The sequence below is a fragment of the Sphingobacterium bovistauri genome (genome assembly GCF_020295405.1).
Classification (GTDB): domain Bacteria; phylum Bacteroidota; class Bacteroidia; order Sphingobacteriales; family Sphingobacteriaceae; genus Sphingobacterium; species Sphingobacterium bovistauri.
Genome location: NZ_JADEYP010000012.1, coordinates 1 through 24570, shown reverse-complemented (window position 1 = coordinate 24570; position 24570 = coordinate 1). Strand labels below are relative to the sequence as shown.

The window sequence follows — 24570 nt, the reverse complement described above, 5'->3', positions numbered from 1 at the left end:
TTAAAGATATTAATATGTTTTGTCTGATTTTTTTCCTGTAGTATCAATATAGAAAACTTCGCTGAAATCTTCGCTATTCGAGACTACGGCTAGTCCTGCAGTGAAAACTGTAGCATATGCATATTGAATAGGAATAACAATCTTTCCATCCTTATTCACGTAACCATATTTATTATTCTTTTGAACTAACACTAGATCAGAATCTTGACTAAGACTTATCAAATCATATTTCGAAGCAAGTTCTTTTCCATCAGAAATACGATGTAAGGAATATATCCCTTTGTCATCCATATTTACAAATAGCGTAGAAGAGTTTTCTTGTATGCTGTTGTATTTTGCAGGGACAATAACCTTGTTGTTTTCATCGATAATTCCATTTTTATAGTTTTCAGTAAAAATAGCGTAACCATTACTTATAAAGCTAACTAGCTGGTATTGTGCAGGGATGATGATTTTCCCGTCTTTCATCAATCCAAAATTCTCATTTTCTGAAAATATATATTGATTATTAATTGGTTCGTGGTCTAAATAATCAAATTTTAATGGCAATATTTCTTTTCCATTATAATCTATCGCTCCATATTTACCTTCCTCATTCGTTACGATACAAACATCTCCTTTGAAATGCATCATTCCAGAATAAATGGGTTGTGTGATAATGTTATCTTCACCATCTCGCATTCCAAAGTAAGTACCTGTTTCATCTTCATAATAATATCTATTGTCACCAATTTCATTGTATTCTACTGCAGAATCAACTTCCATTTCTGTATAATCTTCCGGTATTTCAAATGTACTTAATGGTTTAGTCGTTTTTACGATTTCAAATGCATCAATAGAATAATCTTCAGTTGCAATTTGTAAGGCTGCACCAGGGACTTTTTTTAAGAAAAGGAAATTGTTTAGATAGAAATTTGGAATATTTTGTGTGTACCAGATTTGGATCTTGTATTCACCTTCGTCTGTAGGGATATTTATGATGGCTAATTGACAGGTATATCCTTGAATCATTTTAGTCTCAGTCGAAGATAGATCTATTTCGAAAATGTCCAATTCTTCATAGTCATGTTCTAGTTTTAGATATGTTTTATCCTCATCATTAAGAAATGTGTAAGCAGGGGCCTCGCTAGTTTTTGAGATATAGCTGTATTTACCGTCTTCGTTTTGTAGGGTGATAGAGCTATATTCTTCATTGATTAAAGCGTGTATAAAAGGATTGATTTTATCTGGAGCTCCTTCATTACCGTCAAATGTAGCGGCATATTTGATCTCAACTACTTTTTGATCTTGAGCATACAAGTTTACACCAGCTATAAAGATTAGTAACAGTGTTAGTGTGATTTTTTTCATAATACTTATTATTAATAGCACAAATTTTGGGATAATTATCAAGTAATTTTATCCCTGATAACAGCTAATTATTGTAAGTTTTATTCAACCTTCTTACCACTCGTATTAATTGTATGCATATCTTCCAAGTCTTCTTGGAGTGCTACATTAGCTACACCTTCATAGAAGGTAGAAGCATAGCTATATTGAATAGGAATTATGAGTTTCCCTTTTTTATCCATAAAGCCATATTTTCCATCTTTCTGCACTGTAATGAGTTCATCTTGTATTGGTAGGGCTATGAAGTCAAAATTACTTGCAACCATTTTCAGCGTTTTGATTTCATACAAGCTATATTTTTGATTTTCTTCGACAACAAATAAGTCCGCTCTATAATCTACAATGTTATTATATTGAATAGGTACGATTAGTTTATTGTCCGTGTCTATTAATCCGCATTTATTATCCTTTGCACAAATGGTGTATCCTAAATTAAAAAAATGCAAAGCGTCGTACTCCGCCGGAATAATTATTTTATTGTCTTTGATTAATCCATATCTTGAATTTTCTACGAAAATGAATTGATTTCCATTTGGTTCGTACATAAGATAATCATATTTAAATGGGGAAACCAAAATACCACTTGTATCAATAGCAGCATATTTACCTTCGGGATTCGTAACAATGGCAACACCAGCGTTGAATTCAAATATACTTGTATAAATTGCAGGTGTTATTATTTTTTGTTCTGTATCCATTAATCCATAGAGTTCACTCGAATTATCTTGGTAATAATATCTCCCATCTCCTAGGTAATTATCCTGCTCGGGTTCTTCGGCAGTCATATTGCTGTAGTCTTCAGGTTTATCGAAGAAGGAAGTTGGTTTAGTAGTTTTTACAACTTCAAAGGCTTCCATACCTTCACCTTCTATTTCAATAGAAAGCACAGCTCCTGGTAGATTTTTGAAATACGGAAAAGTAGGGGCAAAAAATTTAGGGATTTCTTTTGCATACCATATATAGCAAGTTACGCTACTATTATCCCCTGGGTTTTCAAACTTTATCTTAGCGAGTTTGCACTTATATCCAGCAATAGACTTTTGTTCGTTGGTACTAAAATCTATTTTTATAGTATCAAAATCAGGATTACGGTCTAGTCTTAAATATTCTTTTGATTCATGAAATAAGCGAATATACGAGTTGGAATCCTGCTTGTTGTACAGATAGTGATGCTCGACATCTTCTTGCAACATGATAGTTTGGTAGAATTCATTTGTCCAAACCTCAAGATAAGATTTCTCACGGTCTGAATTGGCAGTAATATTATCAGATTTAAAATTGAACTTAATGTGATAAACATCTTGCACCTGCGCTAGACAGGTATTGAATGCAATAACTAATATTAGTACAATGTTATATTTTCTCATTTGTTAGTGTTTGTTTTACAAATATGAAAATATAAGTTAATTAAAAGGTAACGACTTTCAGCTAATTTCAGGTTTTGGTTTAAATCTTTTTATTACAGCGGTATAAATGTTTTAAATAATCATGTTGGAGCTATTTTTCAGGAAATCTTATTCTGATGGGCAAACTATAAGCAATACGTGTTGGAACACCATTCACTTCCGCAACGGACCAATTTTTAACAAATTGTAATGTTTTTACAATTTGTGCATCTATATCATATCCTATTGAATCTTTTACTTTAATATCTGATAAACTACCATCTAATTCTACAGTAAAGGTGTATTTTCCTAATGCTTCTTTTTTACCAATCTGTTTTGAAGTTGGAAGTTGTAAATTATTAATCACTTCTTTCGAAACATACTCAATTTTTAATTGATTCTTTTTTGTCCGAAAGAAACAAAGGAAATAAAAATTGTAAGGGATAATAATAAAAACTTCATAAAATCACATTTTCATCAATATATGAAAATATTTTCTTTACCGTTTAATAATCTTTCCTTTATCTGTGATAAACAAAAACTTATACCTCGGATATTTCTTAACTAGTTTCTTTCCTTCTTTTTCGCCTAATACCATTATCGAAGTGCTTAATGCATTAGCAAATTCTGCAGAAGGACCATATATCGTGACACTGGTTAATCCTGTAGAAGGATAGCCTGTTTTGGGATTAATGATGTGAGCATAACGGACTCCATCTATTTCAGCATACTTTTCATATGAGCCTGAAGTAGCTACAGCATTTTCTTTTAATTTTAACACTTTCGCAATTCCATGCCTTTTGAAAGGATTATTGATGCCAATTCGCCACGGTTTGCCGTTTGGTTGTGTTCCCCATGTCGCAATATCGCCCGAAGCATTAACAATACCGCCTTTGACCCCTAGAGATTGTAAAAGCTCACGAGCTTTGTCGGCAGCGTAGCCTTTACCTATGGAGCCAAAACCAATTTTCATACCTTCTTGCGAAAGGTAAATTGTGGAATTTATAGAATCTAGAACGATATGCTCAAAACCGACATATTGAATGGACTTTGAAATAATTTCAGTAGTAGGTTTTTCAATCATAGACCCATCAAATACCCAAACCTTGTCCATAGCTGCGGTACTAATGTCAAAAGCCCCATTACTCATCCACGAGTAGTTAATTGCTCGTTTAGTGAGATCATAAAGTTCGTTGTTCACCTTTACTGGTTGGATTCCAGCGTTGCGGTTAATCTCTGAAACTTTAGTGTATGGACGCCATTCGGAGATCAGATTTTCAATGCGATTAATTTCAGCTATGGCGGTATCAATTAGTTTATTACCTTGTGAAATGTCTGTAGTAACTATTGTTAGTTGAAATTTAGAACCCATCAAGGTTGTATCTCTTACCAATACAATGTTTGTCTGCGCATTAAGCGTAAAGGGAATAAATAAAAAAGACAGAAGAGCAGCTGCTATTCTATCTTTCCAAATGCTGTATGTGCGGATTAATAACAATCTGTTAAAATTTGATTATTGTCGAAATAGTATTGTAATGATTTACCATGATGACTCGTGGTGATTTCATTAAGTGTTTTTTCGACATCTTTTTGCATCTTCAATGCTCCACAAATCATGATAGTGCCGCCTTCTTGTAATAGATTTGCGAAAAAGAAATAATCTCTTAAAATTAAATCCATAACGTATTCTTTATTTTTTTCACGTGAAAAGGCAAATTCTAATCGAGTAAGATGTTGTTTGGAGAGATATTCATTCGCAAAGTCCTTGTACATTTGTGTCAATGAATTTTGATTTCTGAATCCAGTGAATAGATGAAGTTCAGTAAGATTCTTATTACCCATAATCATACCTAAAAAAGGAGCAATACCTGTTCCATTAGCAATCATAGCTACCTTTGGTGTCAATTTTGGTAGGTGGAAATTAGGGTTGCTCATAATACGAGCTTCTATAATTTTATCTTGACCTAAATTGTACAAGTAGCTTGAACCTAGTCCATCAGGGAATAATTTAACAATTAATTGCACATCCTTACCATTGCGGCCAATCGAATAAAAACGTTCTCTATTATCATTGGCAGGATAGATGGCTAATAAGTCTCCCGAATCAAATTTTTGACTTTTAAGTGGTTTCAAAATAATTTTGAATGTCGAATTATCATCAGATATAGATGTTTTGGATATTACTTTGAATTTTCGAAGATCAGGAACTTTGCTGCTATACACTGCGGGTGCAGTTGCCAAAGCATGAAGTGATTTTTCACTCCAAGATTGAACCCATTGGACAAATTCCTCGGTTGAACGATCATTGACTGTATGAAATTTTACTAATTGTTTAGCCCAAGTTTGCTTACTCAGTAATTCATCTACTTCTTTTGCATATGCACAGAAATCTTCGTAAGAAGTTGAACCAAAGCCTACAACACTATAGTTTAAAGGTTGTGTTTGTGGGGTTTTCTTCAGTAAACGATTGAAGTTTGTCGCATTTGTAGGCGGATCACCTAGGCCATAGGTTGAGGTAAATATTAAAAAGTGTTCCGCTTTAGGATACAGTTGATATTTGTTCATCTCAGCGATAAAAGCTTTTTTCCCATCGGACAAAAGTTGCTTTTGAACTTGGTTCGCAAAGAAGAGGGTAGTGCCATTTTCAGAACCGACCAATATGATGATCTCAGATTCTGCTGCCTTATATTTATTTTTTAATTTTGATTTCGAACGCTTGAATGTGATGACAAAACCTGTATAGATAAAGAATAAAATATTCAAGGAAGCTAAACCAAGAATAATCGCCCAAATGATATTTGTACGACCTGTATGCAGATCGATATTGATTTTTTCAAATACTGCAGCATATGGTAGTACGCTTTCGCTGATAATATCACCATTAACCTGATTGACAGCAACAGCTTTATCTTTTAAATGTACAATAAAGGGCTCAGCAGGATCATCAGGAATAAATGGAAATTCTACACGCTCAACATCAGCTATTTTTGTGTTTTTAAAAAAATCAATGTCTTTTAATTCGACAACAGTATCGTCAGAACTTTTTGGATCATACTTAATTTCGATGTTGTCCGTTTTCATAAAATCCATACGAACAAGGAAAATCACTGTACCTGTGAGTGCAATGATTAGAACAGGAATTAATAACCAACGCCCTGTTACAACATGAAAATATTGCGAAAAGAAGTCTTTATTTATTTTATCAAAGAAATGGCGAATTCCTTTTTGTCTTTTTAGTATTAATATAAATCCACTTATGGTAATGAGCATTAATAAAAAAGAGACCACGCCTACGATAGCTCTACCAGGTTCTTTTAGAAAAAGGGATCGGTGCAATGCTGTGGTCCATTGTATAAATTGACTTTTGGGTTTTACCTCGCCAATTTTTTCACCTGTCAATGGATTAATATAAACTTGGAAGGCATTTCCGTCTTCATCCATCGCATCAATCACTACGAAATCATTGTGATCGATTTTGATTTCCAAAATCTCAAAATAAGCATCGCGCAAAGCTGGTAGACTTTGCGCGAGTGTAATTTTGTCAAAATTTTCTACTCGATATGCAGGTGTTTTCTCTTGTACAGCGTCAATGGCTAGTATAACACCAGTGACCGAAAGGATTAGCAAAAATGCAGAGGATATAATTGCCAATGCAAGATGTGCATATCGCCAAATGGATAATGTCATTATGTTATTGAACTTTTATAAAACGTACTTGACGGATATAGCCAGTTCCTGATGCTCCGGCTTTATTATCTAAAGCAGCAGCTGTTAAAGCAATTTCAGCGTCTTTTACATGATATTTTTGTGTCTCAACAGCAGATTCAAAACGCAATTTATAACCTTTGTCTAATTTAGCTGTTTCAAATTCAATAACTCGTGTTGCACGCGCACCACCAGCAATAGAAGCTCCAGTGATGCCATTTAGTTTCTCTTTTTTCTTAGTGCTGAATTTATCCCATTGGGGTAAAGTATTATACCATTCTTGATCTGGGCCAAGTACACCTAATGTTTTTTCGTATTGTCCTTGAGGATTCATCAAAGAAATAATTACGTATGCTTCTTTACCAGTATAGTTTTGCATTTGAATCATGCACTTATATTTGGTAATTTGAGCTGATGCTACGTTGTTAAGGAATAAAACGAAAACTGCTAATACGAAAACTTTTAAAGTATTTTTCATTATATAATTATTTCAAAAATTCGATAGATATGTTGTTTTTAGTTAAAAATTCATTGGCCTTAGCAAGTTCATAAGCCGTTTCTTCAAATTCTGTTTTTAAATCTTTCTTAGCGCCTAATTCTATTAATAATTTCATGATTTTATCATCCTTAGCCACTAATGCTGCGTTGTGCAGGGGAGAATTACCTTCTTTATCTTGAGCATTGATATTTGCGCCTAATTCAGCTGTTTTCTTAATCAAATCAATATTTTGTTTTTCAACTGCAATATGGAATAATGAACTTCCATTTTGTTGTGGTGCAATTACATCTACACCAGCAGCTTTCAAAACTTTTAATTTTTCCGCAAAATCATCAACAGCAGGCCCTTGTGGTGCAGCTCCAGGACGTCCTCCTCCTTGGTTAGCTGGACGGTAAGAATTGAACCAATAATAAGCTAGATTGTTTCCATCTTTGTCTAAGACTTTTGTATCAGCTCCTTTTTTTATCAGCGCATCAACCACTTCAGCAGATCCACTAGCAATAGCTTTGATTAAAGCAGTTTCACCATTTTCGTTTTTAGCATTTATATTATTAGCCTTTGTCAATAATGTTTCGATCAATTTTACATCGCGACCAGCAGCTGCATTGATTAAAATAGTATTTCCTTCATTATCAGCTTTTGAAATATCTATTCCTTTGTCTAGGAAGTAGTTTACTATTTCTGTATTTGGACGACGAACTAATATATGCAATAGCGTAGCACCTTCTGGATTAACGGCTTTAGGATCAAGATTGTATTTCTCAATAAGTGATTGATAAGTGTCCAAACCATTTTGTTTCATTCTTGAACCCTGAGTAGCGAAGAATAAAGCTTGATTAGTCGGTTTGATTCCCTTTTCGACTAATTTTTCAATAATTTCTAAATTACCTAGTTTAGCCGCATAATCTGCTACAGTACGTCCATGATTATCTTTTGCACTCAATGAGACACCTTTGGAAATAAAATAATTTGTAAGGCTTAGATCGGTGTCATTAGCGATAGCAAACATGATTAAGTTAGCTCCATTTTCGTAAGTTGCTTTTGGATCGATACCTTTTGAGAAGAATAGGTCATAAATTTCTGTGTTCTTATTTCCTACCTCAGCAGCATAAACTACTACACCATCACCATGACTGTCTTTATAATTAATATCTGAACCTTTTTCGATCAAATAATTTACTAACTCCAAATTTCCAGCAGCTGCGGCCCACTGTAAATAAATTCTTGAATGGTGTGTTTTTTTGTCTACACTATTACCTTCTTGTTCGATCAAAAATTTAAGTACGTCATTTGTTACACGATTACTTATAGCCATAGTAACAGGATCATGAAATCCTGCATTTTGTTCAGATGGACTATTACCTTTGGAAATTTCAGCCTTCACTGTATTTAGATCTGGTTTTGCTTTCCAGAAGTCAGCAGTTAGTAAAGTATTGTTGCTTTGTTGCGCATTACCATATAAGGCTGCGGCTAATAAAAGCGATAATAGAAATGTCTTTTTCATCGTGTACTATATCTAGTTTGCTCTTTAATTTTATTTAAATTAATTCTAAATAACAAAAGTAGGAATTTTTCTAAGTTTTTAAAATTTTTATACATTTTATCTTTTTTTGGAGAAAAGCGGATAGCGACCATTTGAATGAATAATTTTATATTGTCTTTAATAACAGTAATTTTACATACGGATTCCCCTTAAATAGTTATAGTTCTTATCTTTGCCGCATATGTGGAGAACAATACACTTAATAGTTTTATTGAGTTACCTTAACGTTTTGTGTTTTGAGGTAAAGTATTGTAATTTCTTAGGGCAGCAACCCGTTGCTTTAGGTGAAACATTAATAGAGGTAGTTTTGCAAGATGTATTAAATTTGAAGCAAGACACAAGTACAGAATCGGTTCCGGAAATTATGTATGACGATTACCGTATATTTAATTTAATAATAGGACTTATTCCTTTGGTTCTGTATTTCTCATGGTTATTGAGACGAGTATTTGCCTTGAATGATCAAATAAAACATGTCATCTATTTTTTTAAAAGGTTAATTTTACCTGGATACTATTCCTTTTTGTATCGCTATAGACCTTTCTAATTTTTTCTCAGAACAATTATATTGACCAGATTGATACTCCTATCAATCCATATATTCCTATACATTTTATTGTAATTCATTTAAAGATCTATGAAAAACTTATGTTATTGGTATCCTATTATGGGGTGCGTAATTACTTTTGCAGCATGTACTAATGCTTCAGAAAAGCAAACTGCTGAAATCACCAAAGAGGTTCCTGTTGTTAATTTAGTGCAAATGGACACCATTATTTATAAAGAATATATTGCAGATATTCAATCCCAACGCAATGTCGAATTGCGTTCCCGTTTGACTGGCTTTTTAAATAAAATATATGTTGACGAAGGAGCTAATGTCCGAAAGGGACAGGTTTTATTCGCTTTGAACGATGAAGAATATAAGGCTGATTTTGCTCAGGCGCAAGCATCGTTGAATAGTGCTCGTGCTGAAGTGAAGAAAGTTGAACTTGAGATAGAAAGAACGAAGAAGCTTGTCGATAAAAAAATAGTAAGTGCCACTGAGGCTGATTTATTAGATGTGCAATTGAAAGCCGCGTTTTCTAAAGTTGAAGAAAGTGAAGCCATTTTGAATCAAGCACGTACAAAATTAAGCTATACATTAATTCGTGCACCATTCGATGGCCGTATTGATCGTATTCAGTTAAAAGAAGGATCTTTATTGACTGAGGGAGCTTTGATCACGACTATTTCTGATTTGGATAGAGTAAATGTTTATTATAATATCTCTGAATCAGAGTATTTAGCTATTGCAGCAGATTCTAATTATAAACAAAACTCATTTAAACAAGAGGTAAAACTAATTTTGGCTAATGGCGAAATTTATCCATATCCAGGGATCGCTGAATTAGTTGAAAGTGAATTTGAAACGAGTACAGGATCAATATCGATGCGTGCTAAATTCGATAACCCAGTAGGCTTGCTTAAGCATGGTGCTTCAGGTAGAATTGCTGTACCGACTAGTACCGGAGATTTAGTTTTTGTGCACCAAAAATCTGTGCTTGAAATTCAAGATAAGGCATATGTTTATATCGTTGGAGCAGACAATAAAATAAAAATGACACCATTCCAAAATGGACAACGTGTAGGTCATTATTATATCGTAGAGAATGGATTAGAGCCTTCTACAAAAGTTGTGTACGAAGGTGTACATGCCCTTAGTGATGGTATGTCAATTCAACCAAAAGATGTTGGAAATTCACAAGGAGGGATGAAATAGATGTTTGAAACGTATATAAGGAGACCAATACTTTCATTAGTTATCTCCATTTTCATTACTCTTTTGGGATTACTGGCGTTGTTTACATTGCCAATTACACAGTTCCCTGATATCGTACCACCATCTGTAGTGGTTACAGCAAATTACACGGGTGCAAATGCCGAAGTAAGTACCAATGCCGTGGCTATTCCATTAGAGAGAGCCATCAACGGTGTTGCAGGTATGACATCGATGAATACGGTATCGACAAATAACGGTACCACATTAATTCAAGTTTTCTTCAAAGTAGGAGTAGATCCCGATATTGCTGCGGTAAATGTTCAAAACAGGGTAACAACTGTATTGGATGAGTTGCCGGAAGAGGTTATTAAAGCAGGGGTAACAACAGAGAAAGAAGTAAACTCCATGTTGATGTATTTGAATTTGTTTACTGAGGATAAAACCGCAGATGAACGATTCATTTACAATTTCACGGATATTAATATTCTAAAAGAATTAAAACGTATTGAAGGCGTTGGTTTTGCACAAATCATGGGTGCAAAAGATTACGCCATGCGGATTTGGGTAAAGCCTGATCGCATGTCTGCGTATGCGATTTCTACAGATGAACTTGTAGAATCTTTGCGTCGTCAAAATATAGAGGCTGCTCCTGGACAAACAGGAATCTCTTCGGATAAGGCGCGCAATATGCAACAATATGTATTGCGTTATCCAGGTAAATTTACCGAGGTGCTCGAATACGAAAATATCCCAATTCGTGCAAATGCAGATGGTTCAATTATTCGAGTGAAAGATATCGCAGACGTAGAATTTGGTTCACTTGATTATGAAATGGTATCCAAAACAGATGGACAGCCTTCGGCTTCTATCATGTTAAAGCAATTGCCAGGCTCAAATGCACAGGAAGTAATTCAACGTGTAAAGGACCGTATGGACGAATTGAAAGGTTCGACTTTTCCTCCGGGAATGACTTATACTATGGGGTATGATGTTTCACGTTTCTTGGATGCTTCCATTTCAAAAGTAATCTGGACGCTAATTGAAGCCTTTATATTGGTATTTATAGTTGTATTTGTATTCTTACAAAATTTTAGAGCGACCATTATTCCGATATTAGCTGTACCTGTATGTTTGATCGGAGCTTTATTTTTCATGCAAATGATGGGTTTCTCGATCAACTTATTGACGTTATTTGCATTAGTTTTAGCAATTGGTATTGTTGTCGATAACGGTATTGTTGTGGTCGAGGCAGTATATGCAAAAATGGAAGAGGAGCATATGCAGCCGTTAGAAGCTACGCTTGCTGCGATGAAGGAAGTTGGAACTGCAGTAATCGCTATTACGTTGGTGATGTCTGCCGTATTTATTCCTGTAGCATTCCTTTCGGGACCTGTAGGTGTATTCTATCGTCAGTTCTCTTTGACTTTAGCCGCTTCAATTGTGATTTCAGGAATTAATGCCTTGACATTGACCCCAGCATTGTGCGCGTTGATTCTTAAATCGCCGCATGATGCCAAAGAAAGTAACGGATTGATGGCGAGATTTTTCAAAGGTTTCAACTATTATTATGAGAAGGTTGCTGGTTCCTACAAAGGATTATTGTCAAAAATTGCCGGTCGTCGTCTGATTACTTTAATCAGTTTAGTCGTGATGTTTATAGCGACTTACGGTGCCATGTCTATTGTTCCGACGGGATTTATTCCTACAGAAGATCAAGGTATGGTATATGTAGCGGTCACTACGCCTCCAGGAGCTACTGTGGATCGAACCGAAGCGGTATTAGACGAAGTTGATCGAATTGCACGAGAGCTCGATGTAGTAGAGACAGTTTCAACTTTAGGTGGATATAGCATTGTTACTGAGGTTTCAGGTTCTTCTTATGGTATGGGGATGATAAACCTTATTCCGTGGGATGATCGTAAAGAGACTGTAGACGATGTAATGACTATGTTGCGTGAGCGTACAGCACATATTGCAGATGCTACGATAGAGTTTTTTCCTCCACCAACAGTTCCAGGCTTCGGGAATTCATCTGGATTTGAGATGCGTTTGTTGGATAGAAGTGGTAATGAAGATTTAAATAAAACAGCCTTAGTTGTAAATAACTTTATCAAAACTTTAGAAGAGAATGAAGTTATAGAGTCCGCAAGTACAACATTTGACGTAGGATTTCCGCAATATATGTTGGAAATTGATTATGATTTGGCGGCTAAAAAAGGTATCTCAGTTGAGAATGCGATGAATACTTTGCAGACTTTGTTAGGTAGTCAGTATGCGACGAACTTTATTCGTTATGGACAGATGTATAAGGTGATGGTACAATCTGATGCCTTCACGCGTCAAAAGCCAGAAGATGTATTAGCATTATATGTGAAAACTAATGATGGAGAGATGGTTCCTTATTCATCTTTCTTGACAATGAAACGAGTATACGGCCCAGAGCAAATCACGCGTTATAATATGTTCAACTCGGCTATGGTTACAGGTCAGGCGGCTGAAGGATATAGTTCCGGACAAGCTATCGAAGCCGTAGAAAAGATTGCTCAATCCTTACCTCAAGGCTATGAAATTGAATGGTCTGGTATGACCCGCGAACAAAAGATCTCAGGTAATCAAGCCGCTTATATTTTCTTATTGTGTTTGGTATTTGTGTATTTATTGCTAGCGGCGCAATATGAGAGTTTCTTACTTCCATTACCAGTTATATTGTGTCTTCCAGCAGGGTTGTTTGGTGCATTTTTATTCCTAAAGCTATTGGGGCTAGAAAATAATATCTATGCGCAGGTTGCATTAGTCATGCTAATTGGTTTATTGGGAAAAAATGCAATTCTTATCGTGGAATATGCCAATCTAAAACGTAAACAGGGAATGGATGTGTTGACGGCTTCAATAGAGGGGGCTGTAGCACGTTTACGTCCAATTTTGATGACATCATTTGCTTTTGCGGCCGGTTTGATCCCATTGATGTTAGCATCGGGTGCGGGAGCATTGGGTAATCGTACTATTGGAACAGCCTCAGTTGGGGGGATGGTGATAGGTACTATATTGGGTGTTATTGTTATTCCTGGTTTAATTGTACTATTCTCAAAGAGAAAAAAGGTGAAACTAGGAAAATCAGCAGCGGTGATTACAGCTTTCGTTATCTTGTTTTCTGCATGTTCTGTTCCTCAAAAAATGATGGATAAGGAACTAAGTCAAGAAATGAAAATTGAAGCGAATGATATATTGAAAGATTCAATTTCGCTAGCAGATGTAAAGTGGAATTCTTTCTTTCAGGATGAAAATTTGATTACATTAATTGAAAATGGGCTTACAAATAACCAAGATCTAAATCAAGCAATACGACGTATCGAAATAGCGCAAGCAAATTTCAAACAGCGTAAAGCAGCTCTATTACCAACACTAGATGCTGCTGTAGAAGGAGGTATCCGTAAGTATGGACATTATACTGAATCAGGTATTGGTAACTATGATTCTAATTTTTCAGACAATTTGAAAGCAGATGAAAAGATTCCTGAACCTTTTATTCCTGATTATTTCGTAGGTGTTCGTTCTTCCTGGGAGATTGATATTTGGGGGAAACTCCGTCAGCGTAGGCAAGCAGCCTATATGGGATTTTTAGCTGAATCTGAAGCAAAGCGTTTGGTTGAAACGGAGTTAATAACTAGTATTTCTTCAGCTTATTTTGATCTAATCGCTTGGGATAATAAGGTGAAAGTTTATGATCAAAATATCGTACTGCATGAACGTGCGTTAGAAATTATTGAAGCTCAAAAAGAAGCTGGTCGATCTGACGAATTAGCTGTACAACAGTTTAAATCAATTTTGGCAGAATCTCGTGCAAATAGAGCTTTTGCATTGCAAGAGATAATTAAAAATGAGCATCACATTAATCAGTTGTTGGGTAGAGTTTATCAACCAATTCAACGTTCGGATGGAAATGTTTTAAACACCAATTTATTCACAACATTAGAAGTTGGTTCTTTTGATTTATTGATTAACAACCGTCTAGATGTTCGTCAAGCAGCTTTCGAATTGAAAAGTAACTTTTCGGAGCTAGATGCCGCTAGATTATCATTCTTGCCATCTGTTGCGATTAGTCCATATTTGGGTTTGCAATCCTTTAGTTTTGATAAATTATTTAATCTGGATAAATCAGTTGCTTATGGACTTTTTGGCGGTGTTACGACTCCTATATTGCGTCAGCGAGAATTGAAATCACAATATGAAATCATGAAAGGACAATATGGTATCGCATTTTTAGAATACGAAAAACGAGTGTTAAATGCGGTTAACGAAGTGTCTTTAGCCACAGAAACACAGAATATAATTGCGGATCGTGCTATATTAATACAAGATCAAGTTGATGCATTGGTTTCATCTACCGAAGCAGCTGAAGAGTTGTTTATTGCGGGACGAGTTAGTTATTTGGATATTATTTCTGCACAGAAAGGCGTAGTACAAGCTCAAATTTCAAAAGTTGATATTCAAAAGGAGAATATTTTAAATCAAATTGTTCTATACAAAGCCTTGGGAGGCGGTTGGAAATAAAAATCGGTTAGTTTTCTATTTAGTAAGGGGGCAATGTTATGTTGTCCCCTTTTTGTTTTATGTGATAATGTTGTAGATTTACCTAAAGATAATCAATTTAACTACTTGTTTCGTTTGAGTCAATTATGGGTAAAAGTAATTTCTTAGGCTTAAAAAATGAAATCGATTTGCTAATTGCGATAAGTAACAGCGATAGTGATAGTTTTGAAATAGTATTTAAACACTACGGTCCATTACTTTTTGATTATGCATTTCGCATAATGGAGGATAGTGACGCATCGGAGGATCTTGTACAAGACGTTTTTATTAGCATCTGGCTAAATAGGGAAAAGCTTAAGTATATTAAAAGCTTTAAAGACTACATATTCATATTATCAAAAAATAGGATTTTAAATACCTTAAAGAAGAAGGGGAGAGAAAAATTATTGACTTACGCTATCGGTAATGTCGGTATAGCATATGATGTTGTTGATGAAGATTTAATTGAAGAGAAGAGAAAAAAGGAGGAAATATATACTATACTAGAAGATAAAATATCTCAACTTCCATCACAACAGCAAAAAATATTTAAACTAGCAAAGAATGAAAAAAAATCTTACCAGCAAATTTCTGAACAATTGGGAATTTCAATCGAAACGGTAAGAAAGCACATGTTTTTGGCATTAAAAACTTTAAAGAAAGAAATGCAGCGAGAAAACCTTGATGTGATGATAATTATACTCTCCATAATTTTTTTTTAAAAATAGTATTACCACTTTTTAATTTCGATTTGTCTTTATAGTATATAGGGGCAAATATCCTATCCAAAATAACCAATGCAAACAGAAAGAATTCAATTATTATTTCAAAAATATTATAGTAAGTCAATTACAGAAATTGAGCGTGAAGAGTTGTTTAGTACAATTCATACTTTAAAAGATGATCAATTAGAAAATATTTTGAAAGAAAATTTTGATAATCACTTTGATTTTGAGTGGGTTAGATATGAGATGGATGATGGTAAACTTTGGGGTAAAATTGTTGAATCAACTGATATAGTTTCAAAGAAAGATAATTTAAGGTGGTTGAAAAGGTTTGCTGTAGCAGCATCAGTTATATCACTTTTATCATTCGGAATATATAAGTTCTATTACGATAGTAATTCTATAACTACAAACAAATTGTCAAAAGTAGTCTATGACATTCTTCCTGGTGGAAATAAGGCAATATTAACATTAGCAAATGGAAAAAAAGTCTATTTGGATACATTATCGTTAGGGAATAGTATCGTTGATGGAAATACAATAATAACAAAACTTGAAGATGGTAAAATAGTGTACGAAACGAGTTCTAGCGCTATGAGTTCCAAAAGTCATAATATAGTGGAAACTCCAAAAGGAGGGATGTTTCAAGTTTCACTTCCTGACGGAAGCGAAGTGTGGTTAAATGCTATGTCAAAAATTAAATATCCAATAAATTTTGATAAAGGGAACAGGATAATAGATCTAGAAGGTGAGGCATATTTTGAAATAGCTAAGGATAAAAATAGGCCTTTTATAGTGAACCTTGGTCAAGGAAAAAGTGTAAATGTCCTTGGTACACATTTTAATACCAAATCATATAATCTTCAAGAAATGTCAACTACAGTTTTAGAAGGAGCTGTAGGAGTATATGGGTATGATGTTTCTCGTGTCGTAAAACCAAATAAGAAATTTGAAGTGAGCAGTAATCATACACGTATTATAGATGATGTAGATGTCAATCAAATTATGTCTTGGAAAAATGGTTATTTTTCTCAAGGTGAAATAAGTTTGACCGAACTATTGAGTGAAATATCTAGATGGTATGATGTCAAAATAGAAAATGATGAAAATATTGATATGGATATTATCATTAATGTTAAGAGAGATAACACTCTTCAAAACTTAATTAAAATACTAGAATTGACTAAAGAATTAAAATTTGAATTAAGTAATAAAACTTTAAAAGTGATGAGTATGAAAAAAAAATAAGCCAAATGTTAATATAAAAAAGACCGATTTGTTTGCAGACAAATCGGCTTAATTGAAACTCTATAACCGAGTTAAATACCAGATTATAAACTTTTACAAAAACTAATTTATGATTTTTTTCTATTCAGAAGAAATTATAAGGCATTTCACGCCTAATAAAATCTTTAAAAAATGTCTTTTTATTATGAAAATAACGACATTGCTAATTCTAGCCTTTAGCACCTTAAGTTATGCTACTGGAAAAGCTCAAAAAATTTCCTTGAATCTAAAAAATAGAAGTTTGGAAGAAGCTTTTAAAAAAATTGAGCAGCAAACTATATATACTTTTACGTATAACAAGAAGTTATTAAAAACTGCTAATAAAGTGAATGTCTTTCTAGAAGGAAAGTCCTTGGAAGAGACTTTGAGTACTATCTTGAAGAGTCAGCCCTTATCTTACACTATTTATGATGAACATGTTGTTCTAAGTCCTAAATCAAATTACGAAGAAAATGGACCTAAAATTACAAACTCCAAAATTGAAGTTCAAGAATCTTTAACTGGTGTTATCCAAGATGCGTCTGGTCAGCTAATATCAGGAGCAAGTATATTGAATATAACTAATAATGTACGCTCAATTTCTGATGTCAAAGGAGAATTTAATATAAAGGGAAAAATAGGCGATGTTTTACAAGTAACTTATGTAGGTTATAATGCTGAAAAAATTACTGTTTCAAGCGCCTCACGCGTAATTGTTAGACTGACTTTGCAGGATAATACTTTAGAAGATGTTGTGGTAACAGCTTTGGGGATTAAAAGATCAGAGAAAGCATTAAGTTATCAAATACAACAGGTGAGTGGTGAAGATTTATCCGCGTCTAAAGGTTCAAATTTTGTTAACTCGTTAGTAGGAAAAGTAGCTGGTGCTCAGATCAACTCAAGTAGCAGTGGGCCTGGAGGTGCTGTAAAAGTTGTGTTAAGAGGAAGTAAATCTATTGCGTTAGATAATAATGCTTTATATGTGATCGACGGTATCCCCATGAATAATTTTAAAGTCAATCCAGGCGAAGGTTCTTTTGCTTCGCAACCAAGTTCAGAGTCTATTGCGGACATTAACCCAGATGATATTGAAAGTATATCTGTCATGACTGGTCCAACATCAGCAGCTTTGTACGGATATCAAGGTGCGAATGGGGTGATATTGGTAACAACGAAAAAGGGTAAAGCTGATAAAACATCATTGACCTATAATCATAATACGATGTTCTCTACACCATTGTTATTACCTCAATTCCAAAACAAGTACGGTAATGCAATGAACTCTAACCAAAGTTGGGGAGGAGTAATTAATTCGGATTATAATCCAGCTAAATTTTTCCAAACAGGTTATAACATGAACAATTCTTTGGCTTTATCCACCGGGACAGATAAAAGTCAAAATTATTTTTCTATGGCTTACAATAATGCTGAGGGTATTATATCTAATAATACGTATAACAGATACAACTTTATGTATCGTAATACGACTAACTTTCTAGATGATAAGTTGACATTTGATTTCAGTGCTAATTATATTATTCAGAAAGATCTTAACATGATGTCTCAGGGACAATATAGCAACCCTCTTCCTGCGGTATATTTATTCCCTCGAGGTGAAGATTTTTCAGCTATTAGATTGTTTGAGCGTTACGACGAAGTAACAGGTCGAAGCACACAATTCTGGCCCTATGGTGATCAAGGACTGACTATGCAAAATCCATATTGGACAATGAACAAAATGGATAGAATAAATAACCGTAAGCGTTATTTCTTGACAGCTTCTTTGAAATATAATCTGACAAACGACTGGAATATAACTGGACGTGTAAATGCGGATAACATGAACAGAAGATTTACGGATAGTCGACATGCTGGAACTATAGGTGTATTGTCAGGACCATTGGGACGTTTTAATCTGCAACAAAATGATCAAAATCAGTTATATGCAGATATTATCTCTAATTACAAAAAGAATTGGAGTGATTTCAGCTTGAACCTGAATGTAGGAGGATCGATTAGACATATGAATTTTGAGTCAAATTCAATAACTGGCGATTTGGATAAAATTGGTAACTATTTCAGCTTGGAAAACCTGGATCGTTCGATAGGTAGTTACAAGGTCGATCAAGATGGTTTAAGACAACAAACCCAATCTGTATTTGCAAGTGCAGAATTTGGCTACAAAAATGCGTTATTCTTGACTTTGACAGAAAGATTAGATTGGGATTCTGCTTTAGCTATGTCAACAGCTATGGATAAGCCAATGTATGATTATCCTTCTATTGGTTTATCTGCCGTTATAAATGAGCTAACGACATTGCCTCAAGTCTTTTCTTACATGAAGTTAAGAGGTTCTTATGCAAGGATAGGTAGACCATATGCTCCATATTTGACAACGGAGCAATATGTTTATAATGATCAGACAGACACATACTCTTTGCCTCGTATACGTCCTAATTATGCGTTAAAGCCAGAGATGACTAATACGTACGAGTTCGGTGCTGACATGAGATTCTTTAATAATGCATTGACTTTCAATGTTACTTATTATTCCGCTGATACAGAGAATCAAACACATACCATTATGGAAAGTGGAACGGAATACGAAGCTAAATTAATTCAAGCTGGTAAAGTAAGAAATAATGGTGTTGAAATGTTATTAGGGTATGATAAGAGTTGGGGTAAATTTTCGTGGGCGAGTAATATAACGTATTCCATCAACCATAATAAAGTTGTACAACTTTATAGTGATGAGATAATGAAGGAAAATCCTGATATCAATGTGTTTGTTAATAAAGCTGTACTTGGTAGTGTAGGCTCACCAATTGTACGATTGACAGAAGGTGGTAGTCTAGGTGATATTTATTCAACATCTGATTTCAAAAGAGATAATAACGGACATATCTTTTTAAATCCGTCTACATTATTGCCTATTATCGAAAACTTGAACTCCGATGAATATAGAAAATTGGGGTCAATTCTACCAAAGACACATGTGGGATGGAGAAATTCATTTACTTATGATAATCTAAGATTAAATGTGGCTTTGGCGGGTAGATTTGGTGGATTAGTAGTGTCAAATACGCAAGCATTTTTAGATAGATATGGTGTGTCAGAGTATTCTGCAAACCTTAGAGAAGAGGGGGCATTTAATATTTTAAATAATGAAATACCTATCGAAAATTATTTGAATATAATTGGCGAGGGTACAGGTAAGTCCGACTTCTATACTTATAATGCTGATAATGTCAGGTTACAAGAAGTAAGTTTAGAATATAAATTGGACCGTAAGTGGTTTAATAATAAAGCGGGTGTTACAGTTGGAATTAGTGGTAACAATTTAGCATTTATTTATAAAAAGGCTCCGTTTGACCCTGAGGCTTCACCTAATGCATCAAGCACATTTTATTCTGGCGTAGATTATTTTATGCAACCAACGCAGAAAAACTTTGGGTTTAATGTTAAAGTTAACTTCTAAAATAAGCATCATGAATATTCGATATTTAATAAAAAATAAAGTATACCTAGTCTTAGCAGTTGTTTTTGCTGTTTCGTGTACTAAAAATTTTGAGGAATATAATACACATCCTTATAACCCTCAAGATAAAAATCTAACTGAAGCAGAGCGATTAGGGACATTAATACCTACGTTAATCTCTACGATGCATTTTTCTCAAGAGAATAGAAGTCAACATACCGAACAGTTCGTTTTCGGTCAATATGGTGGATATTTTGCTACAACTAATAATTGGAATGGTACTAATTTCGGAACTCTCAATCCAGCCTTGGATTGGGTAGAGGTTCCTTATAAAGACGTGATGGCAGAATTCAATAGTAATTATTTGAAAATTAAAGAGGTTACTAATTCGACAGGTTATATATATGCATGGGTAAATATTATTCGTGTCGCTTCTATGCTGCGTATGTTAGATACATATGGCCCGATTCCTTATTCAAAAATTGGAGAATCTAACAATGACCAAGTGCCATTTGATAGTGTGGAGGATGTGTATAAGAAAATGTTTAGCGAGCTGGATGAAAGTTTGGCGGTATTAAATCGCTTTATCTTGGGTAGTACAAACTACAAAAATAACCCAATGGCTATGTATGATGGGGTTTACCAAGGTGATTTCGCTAAATGGGTAAAATTTGCAAATTCTCTAAAAATGCGTATGGCAATGCGTCTATCAAACGTAGATGCAACATTTGCAAGTGCTAAATTTTTAGAAGCTCATCAAGCAGGACCGATTATAGCGAATACTGATAATGCTTTTATTCCAACGCAAGATAACCCATATCTTAAGGCTTCGGTAGAATGGGGTGATTTAGCTATAAGTGCATCATTGAGTTCTTATATGAATGGCTATGCAGATCCTAGAAGTTCTAAGTATATGACCGCTATTTCTGGAGGTTCTTATAGAGGAGTGAGGATGGGTATTCAAAGTATTAATAAAACCACATTTTCGAATGCGAATAGTTATTCAAAGCCTGCTTTTACAAAGGCTACACCTTTATTGATATTCAATGCATCAGAAGTTGCTTTCTTAAGAGCTGAAGCGGCTTTGAAAGGTTGGTTAACTGGTGGCGATGCGGTCGCTAAAACATATTATGAGCAAGGTGTAACGCTATCAATGAGTGCTAATAATGTAACAGTTGGTTCTTATTTGACAAGTACAGCAGTGCCTGCTCAGTATACAAGCCCTAATTTGTCGAGATCAAATATTTCAGTTCCAAATAGAATAACAGTTAGTTGGTCAGATTTTAGTACTTCTGTAAATACGAAGTTAGAAAAGATCATTACTCAAAAATGGTTAGCAAACTATCCATATGGTTCGGAATCATGGGCTGATATACGCAGAACGGGATTCCCTCAGATTTATCCTGCTTTGGATAACTTGAGTTCGAGTAGTTTTATAGGTTCAATAAATAATTCTTACGGTAGAATGGTTCGTCGTCTTACGTATCCTCAAAGTTTATATAGAACGAATAACGACTTAGTGACATCTGCTATCTCTTTGTTAGGAGGAGATGATGCAGGGAGTACAGATTTATGGTGGGCTAAAAAGAATTAATATTTATGATTATGAAAAGATTTAAATTTTTAATAGTTGGATTATCAATATTATTGGGTGCATCATGTAAAGAATGGACCGAAATAGAGTCTGTGAATAAGGCTATTGATTTTGATGCTACAAATAAGACGGAGGAATATTATGAGGCATTGCGTGAATGGAAAAAAACGCCTAATCTACCTCAAATCTTTGTTTGGTTTGATAATTGGAATGGTGTTTCTCCAACAGGTGAAAATAGTTTAAGAGGTTTGCCTGATTCTGTAACTATAGCATCAAACTGGGGTGGTCACCCAAAATTTGACCTAAGTCTAGAGCGAAAGGCAGATATGGAATATGTACAGAAGGTGAAAGGGACAAAAGTTGTAGTTACTTTATTTTCTGAAAATGTAGGTGATGATATGCCTGAAGACCCCATATATAATGTTGGTAACAGCTCTGATGAAGCGGTCGTAAGGCCAGCTATTAGAAAATATGCAGAAGCTATATATGATGCGGTGATTGAAAGTGGTTATGATGGCTTCGATTGGGATTATGAACCTTTTTTCGGAGGGGTGTGGGATGCTTACTTGTGGAAGAACGTAGTACAACGTAGAATTTTTGTTGAAGAATTAGGTTATTGGTTTGGTAAAGGATCGCAGAGAACCGATAGAGATGGTAGAAAACCTGCGAAACCAGGTCTACTATACTTGATTGATGGTGAAATTGGTGTAGGAAACCGTATGGGGAAAGATTGGGAGTCTCAATATGTTGATTATTACGTGCTTCAAGCATACGGGTCTACCACGGATGTGAATCGCACCTCTAGGGTCACTGGAGTAGTAGAAGATATGAGTGATCATATTGCAGCTGGAAGAATAACGGTAGAGGAGGTTGTTAGACGGACTATATTGACCGAAAATTTTGAGTCATATGCAAATAGTGGTGGCGGATTCTTAGGTATGTCGCAGTTTATATATAAAGCTAATGGTGTGGATCAACAAATTGGAGGTGCTGGATTATATAGAAGTGGATTTGACTATTTGCCAAAGGGCAAAGGTGATTATGATGGCTCTCCTGAATATTATTTTTTGAGAATGGGAATCACTAATCTTTATCGCATTTTTAATCAAAGAAATACAGGTTTATCTAATTAATATATAAAAGATGAAATTATTAAGTTTTATTGGAATAGCAATTATCTCGTTACTTTATGCTTGTAACGATGCTGATTATAGTATTATTGATAATCAAGTGTATATCAGTAATGCGGAACAAAATGTAGGTGGTTCAGAGACCATTATTATGAATAATGGTGCTGATATATCTGTATTAGTTAGATTGGCAAAGAAAGTTGATTATGATGTCGAAGTTGAGCTTGGTCTTGCTGCGGAGTTATTAGAGGAATATAACCAAAGAAATCAAACTGAATATTTGATGGTTCCAGATTTTCAGTTTCCAACTAATGCGGTAGTTAAAATACCAGCAGGAGAGATTTCAAGCAGTTTTAAAATAGTAGTAAATGATTTTGAGACAAAAGGAAACCAATACGCGTTACCAATTAAGATTACTAAGATTTTAAATGGAGGTATAGATTTGGCAAATACGCAATCAAGGTTTATTTACGCCCTAGCCAAACCATTGAGGGTATCAGTACCTGTTATGTCTGGTTTTACTATATCAGGAGATCTTAATGAGAATGTAAGTGCATTACCTAAAGAAAACTGGGGTATTAATGTTAATGAATGGTCACTAGAGTGTTGGACTAAGTTGAGCGCATACAACGTGAATAATCAAGCTATTTTTAATTTAGGTAGTAATCAACATGAAATTTACATACGATTCGGTGATGCAAACTCACCCTATAATTATTTGCAAATAAAAACACTTGGTGGACAGATTCAGACTGCTTCAAACTTGGTTGCTAACAGATGGTATCATTGGGCTTTCGTGTACGATGGTACTACGTTGACTATCTATCGAGATGGAGAAGTGGATGTGAAGTTTCAGCCTCCAAGTCCTATTGGAGGTAATGTAAGGATGGATTATGTGCAAATGATATCTAGCGGATCAAGATATTTTCCAAACAGAGCTCATTTGGCTCAAGTTAAATTATGGAAAAAGGCGATTTCGCAAACTCAAATTAAAAACAACATGTATTTCGAAATAAATCCAAAAAATACGGATTTAGTAGGCTATTGGCCAATGAATGAGGGTTCGGGTAATACTTTTAAAGATATTACAGGAAATGGTCATGATGCTGCAGCTGGTTCGAATATTATTAAATCTTGGGATCACAATATTGATTTTAAAAACTAATATTGATTAAATAGATAAATTGGTTTAAGAGGGCTGAAGTAATTTAGTCCTCTTTTTAATTTTATTTCTCAGTTGAACAGCTACTTACGCGATGTTCAAAAAATAAACTCTAATAAAGCTTGGAAGTAGTTACAATTCTTTTCTATCTTTGCACCACTCCGCAAGGGAGGAACGCTGGATACGGCGCTGAAATATGAGGATAGGAGCTGTTTAAACAAGGAAACTTGTAAAAACATAAAGAAAAAAAACTTCAAATAAATTTTGGAAGTTTAAATAAAGTTTCTACCTTTGCAGTCCCGACGGAAACGAAGGGAAAACAAAACAAGATAAGTACAGCAGTAATGCTCGAAATATAAGCAG

Annotated in this window: 16 protein-coding genes; 9 read left to right on the top strand and 7 right to left on the bottom strand. The window is 34.6% G+C overall.

Annotated elements, in window-relative coordinates; all coding sequences use genetic code 11:
• Nucleotides 1-9 precede the first annotated feature (9 nt).
• From IPZ78_RS07955 to IPZ78_RS07925, 7 genes are all read right to left on the bottom strand, one after another.
• The gene (locus IPZ78_RS07955; RefSeq protein WP_225552476.1) at nt 10-1350 is read right to left on the bottom strand and encodes a WG repeat-containing protein; all 1341 of its coding nucleotides are present in this window, start codon (nt 1348-1350) and stop codon (nt 10-12) included.
• Nucleotides 1351-1430: 80 nt separating this feature from the next.
• A complete protein-coding gene (locus IPZ78_RS07950; protein ID WP_225552474.1) occupies nt 1431-2756 on the bottom strand; it encodes a WG repeat-containing protein in 1326 nt (441 codons plus the stop codon).
• A gap of 130 nt (nt 2757-2886) precedes the next feature.
• Nucleotides 2887-3141: an energy transducer TonB gene (locus IPZ78_RS07945; protein ID WP_225552472.1), complete on the bottom strand. Its 255-nt coding sequence runs from the start codon at nt 3139-3141 to the stop codon at nt 2887-2889.
• Nucleotides 3142-3273: 132 nt separating this feature from the next.
• The gene (locus tag IPZ78_RS07940) at nt 3274-4272 is read right to left on the bottom strand and encodes an FAD:protein FMN transferase (RefSeq protein WP_225552470.1); all 999 of its coding nucleotides are present in this window, start codon (nt 4270-4272) and stop codon (nt 3274-3276) included.
• On the bottom strand, nt 4263-6461 hold the full coding sequence (locus IPZ78_RS07935) for a PepSY domain-containing protein (protein ID WP_225552468.1): 2199 nt from the start codon (nt 6459-6461) through the stop codon (nt 4263-4265). Before IPZ78_RS07935 ends, IPZ78_RS07940 begins: the two co-directional genes overlap by 10 nt.
• 4 nt (nt 6462-6465) lie before the next feature.
• Complete coding sequence (locus IPZ78_RS07930) at nt 6466-6957, bottom strand: DUF2271 domain-containing protein (protein ID WP_225552466.1); 492 nt, start codon at nt 6955-6957, stop codon at nt 6466-6468.
• 7 nt (nt 6958-6964) lie between these two features.
• The gene (locus tag IPZ78_RS07925; protein ID WP_225552465.1) at nt 6965-8482 is read right to left on the bottom strand and encodes an ankyrin repeat domain-containing protein; all 1518 of its coding nucleotides are present in this window, start codon (nt 8480-8482) and stop codon (nt 6965-6967) included.
• A 220-nt stretch (nt 8483-8702) separates the two neighbouring features.
• Between IPZ78_RS07925 and IPZ78_RS07920 the strand changes: the two genes are divergently transcribed.
• The 9 genes from IPZ78_RS07920 to IPZ78_RS07880 all read left to right on the top strand — a co-directional run bounded on the left by IPZ78_RS07920 (nt 8703) and on the right by IPZ78_RS07880 (nt 24210).
• Nucleotides 8703-9068, top strand: a complete 366-nt coding sequence (locus IPZ78_RS07920; RefSeq protein ID WP_225552464.1) for a hypothetical protein — start codon at nt 8703-8705, stop codon at nt 9066-9068.
• Between the two features lie 90 nt (nt 9069-9158).
• Nucleotides 9159-10283, top strand: a complete 1125-nt coding sequence (locus IPZ78_RS07915; protein WP_225552463.1) for an efflux RND transporter periplasmic adaptor subunit — start codon at nt 9159-9161, stop codon at nt 10281-10283.
• On the top strand, nt 10284-14834 hold the full coding sequence (locus IPZ78_RS07910; RefSeq protein WP_225552462.1) for an efflux RND transporter permease subunit: 4551 nt from the start codon (nt 10284-10286) through the stop codon (nt 14832-14834). It abuts the gene before it with no gap.
• Between the two features lie 125 nt (nt 14835-14959).
• The gene (locus IPZ78_RS07905) at nt 14960-15574 is read left to right on the top strand and encodes an RNA polymerase sigma factor (protein WP_225552461.1); all 615 of its coding nucleotides are present in this window, start codon (nt 14960-14962) and stop codon (nt 15572-15574) included.
• A 75-nt stretch (nt 15575-15649) separates the two neighbouring features.
• Complete coding sequence (locus tag IPZ78_RS07900; protein WP_225552460.1) at nt 15650-16825, top strand: FecR family protein; 1176 nt, start codon at nt 15650-15652, stop codon at nt 16823-16825.
• 184 nt (nt 16826-17009) lie between these two features.
• Nucleotides 17010-20321: a SusC/RagA family TonB-linked outer membrane protein gene (locus tag IPZ78_RS07895; protein WP_225552459.1), complete on the top strand. Its 3312-nt coding sequence runs from the start codon at nt 17010-17012 to the stop codon at nt 20319-20321.
• The gene (locus tag IPZ78_RS07890; RefSeq protein WP_225552458.1) at nt 20302-21915 is read left to right on the top strand and encodes a SusD/RagB family nutrient-binding outer membrane lipoprotein; all 1614 of its coding nucleotides are present in this window, start codon (nt 20302-20304) and stop codon (nt 21913-21915) included. The genes IPZ78_RS07895 and IPZ78_RS07890 overlap by 20 nt, the downstream gene beginning before the upstream one ends.
• Before the next feature lie 11 nt (nt 21916-21926).
• Nucleotides 21927-23048, top strand: coding sequence for a glycoside hydrolase family 18 (locus IPZ78_RS07885; protein ID WP_225552457.1), 1122 nt, complete (start codon nt 21927-21929; stop codon nt 23046-23048).
• Between the two features lie 10 nt (nt 23049-23058).
• Nucleotides 23059-24210, top strand: a complete 1152-nt coding sequence (locus tag IPZ78_RS07880) for a DUF1735 and LamG domain-containing protein (RefSeq protein ID WP_225552456.1) — start codon at nt 23059-23061, stop codon at nt 24208-24210.
• Nucleotides 24211-24570 lie beyond the last annotated feature (360 nt).

What these genes read in the sequence shown, in the direction of transcription:
- IPZ78_RS07955 (WP_225552476.1), bottom strand. Translation starts at nt 1,350, where the DNA reads ATGAAAAAAATCACACTAACACTGTTACTAATCTTTATAGCTGGTGTA.
- IPZ78_RS07950 (WP_225552474.1), bottom strand. Translation starts at nt 2,756, where the DNA reads ATGAGAAAATATAACATTGTACTAATATTAGTTATTGCATTCAATACC.
- IPZ78_RS07935 (WP_225552468.1), bottom strand. Translation starts at nt 6,461, where the DNA reads ATGACATTATCCATTTGGCGATATGCACATCTTGCATTGGCAATTATA.
- IPZ78_RS07930 (WP_225552466.1), bottom strand. Translation starts at nt 6,957, where the DNA reads ATGAAAAATACTTTAAAAGTTTTCGTATTAGCAGTTTTCGTTTTATTC.
- IPZ78_RS07925 (WP_225552465.1), bottom strand. Translation starts at nt 8,482, where the DNA reads ATGAAAAAGACATTTCTATTATCGCTTTTATTAGCCGCAGCCTTATAT.
- IPZ78_RS07920 (WP_225552464.1), top strand. Translation starts at nt 8,703, where the DNA reads ATGTGGAGAACAATACACTTAATAGTTTTATTGAGTTACCTTAACGTT.
- IPZ78_RS07915 (WP_225552463.1), top strand. Translation starts at nt 9,159, where the DNA reads ATGAAAAACTTATGTTATTGGTATCCTATTATGGGGTGCGTAATTACT.
- IPZ78_RS07910 (WP_225552462.1), top strand. Translation starts at nt 10,284, where the DNA reads ATGTTTGAAACGTATATAAGGAGACCAATACTTTCATTAGTTATCTCC.
- IPZ78_RS07905 (WP_225552461.1), top strand. Translation starts at nt 14,960, where the DNA reads ATGGGTAAAAGTAATTTCTTAGGCTTAAAAAATGAAATCGATTTGCTA.
- IPZ78_RS07900 (WP_225552460.1), top strand. Translation starts at nt 15,650, where the DNA reads ATGCAAACAGAAAGAATTCAATTATTATTTCAAAAATATTATAGTAAG.
- IPZ78_RS07895 (WP_225552459.1), top strand. Translation starts at nt 17,010, where the DNA reads ATGAAAATAACGACATTGCTAATTCTAGCCTTTAGCACCTTAAGTTAT.
- IPZ78_RS07890 (WP_225552458.1), top strand. Translation starts at nt 20,302, where the DNA reads ATGTTAAAGTTAACTTCTAAAATAAGCATCATGAATATTCGATATTTA.
- IPZ78_RS07885 (WP_225552457.1), top strand. Translation starts at nt 21,927, where the DNA reads ATGAAAAGATTTAAATTTTTAATAGTTGGATTATCAATATTATTGGGT.
- IPZ78_RS07880 (WP_225552456.1), top strand. Translation starts at nt 23,059, where the DNA reads ATGAAATTATTAAGTTTTATTGGAATAGCAATTATCTCGTTACTTTAT.